Origin of the sequence: Shewanella sp. 11B5 (genome assembly GCF_002836795.1) — a bacterium.
GTDB lineage: Bacteria > Pseudomonadota > Gammaproteobacteria > Enterobacterales > Shewanellaceae > Shewanella > Shewanella frigidimarina.
The window spans coordinates 1-1457 of record NZ_PJAP01000039.1 but is presented as its reverse complement, the minus strand read 5'-3'; the positions used below and the strand labels follow the sequence as shown (position 1 = coordinate 1457).

The window sequence follows — 1457 nt, the reverse complement described above, 5'->3', positions numbered from 1 at the left end:
ACGCCATTAAATTTACTAATACAGGTACTATCACTGTAGAAGCCTTTATGATCGACAATAATATGCTAAAAATTAATATTCGTGATCAAGGGATTGGCATCAGCAAAATACAACAAACCTCCTTATTCAGTGCATTCTCTCAAGGAGATTCGAGTATAAGTCGAGATTTCGGTGGTACTGGACTGGGTTTATACATCACAAAAAATCTAGCCGATGCTATGGAAATTGATCTTTCATTAATAAGTGAATTGGGTAAAGGTACGGTATTTTCATTAATTTTAGCGACTAAACAAATAACGCCTGCATTTACATCAACGAGTCTTTCAACTGTTCAACCAACAATTGAAAACCTAAAATCGTTATCAGGAAAATTACTTATCGTAGATGATGTAAAAGATATCAGACTCTTACTCGCCTCTTACCTCAAAAACACTCAAGTACATTTATTGTTCGGCAATAATGGCCAGCAAGCCTTAGACATAGCGCTAACTGAATGCCCTGATGTCATAATCATGGACCAACAAATGCCTGTTATGGATGGTTTAACGACTGCGTTAAAATTAAGAAAATGTGGATTTAATACGCCAATTATTTCGTTAAGTGCGGACATTTTTGAAAATACCAATAATCCTCATCTTTCGCCATTCAATGCAGAATTAACCAAACCAATTAACAAATCTAAGTTATTAACGCTATTATCTGCCCTGCTCCCGCATATTGAGAACAGTAAGGATCTGTCCACTCAAGAGCAACCAAGTTTAGATAATAACCTTAAATCTGAAGATGAGGGTGAACAACTTAGACAAGACTACCTGATTAGTTTACACAGTATTCCTGATGAAATAGAACAAATCTTACAATCTATGAATATAGATAATTTATTAAATTTATTGCATAAAATTAAAGGTACCAGCGCATGTTTGAATCTAATGGAGCTCAGTAATAGTGCACATAAAGCAGAAGTTGCAATTAAAGAAAACAAAGCACTTAATGAAGTCTGTACACTCTTTATGACATCTTTAACAGACACCAAAATTAAGCACAATGTGTTATAGAAGCCTGCCAATAATAATATAAATTTTAGATGTTTGCGTTAAATGCTATGAAAGCTAAAAGCGATAATAACTCAGCGAAAAGATCGCAATATTGATAACATGTGAGGTTTTATGAAAGGTATTATTTTTAACGTACTCGAAGATATGATAGTTGAACAATGCGGCATGCTTGTGTGGAATGACTTATTAGCAAAGCATACACCAGCAGATAGAGTTTATATCTCAGCAAAAAACTACCCAGAAACGGAGCTATTTTCAATCGCGACCGATGTAGCGGAGATTTTAGAACTTCCATTACAAGACGTTGTAAAAGCATTTGGTCACTATTTGTTTTCTGGATTAGCAAATAATCATACCACCGTTGTAGAAAGGTTTACTGACTTTAGTTCTTTAGTTATGGGA

At 34.5% G+C, this 1457-nt stretch carries 2 protein-coding genes; both read left to right on the top strand.

Going from position 1 to position 1457, the window contains the following annotated elements; genetic code table 11:
- On the top strand, positions 1 to 1055 hold a 1055-nt coding region (locus CXF78_RS00325; RefSeq protein ID WP_145991272.1), incomplete at its 5' end, for an ATP-binding protein.
- A gap of 111 nt (positions 1056 to 1166) precedes the next feature.
- A partial coding sequence (locus CXF78_RS00320) for a heme NO-binding domain-containing protein (protein WP_180957000.1) occupies positions 1167 to 1457 on the top strand: 291 nt, incomplete at its 3' end.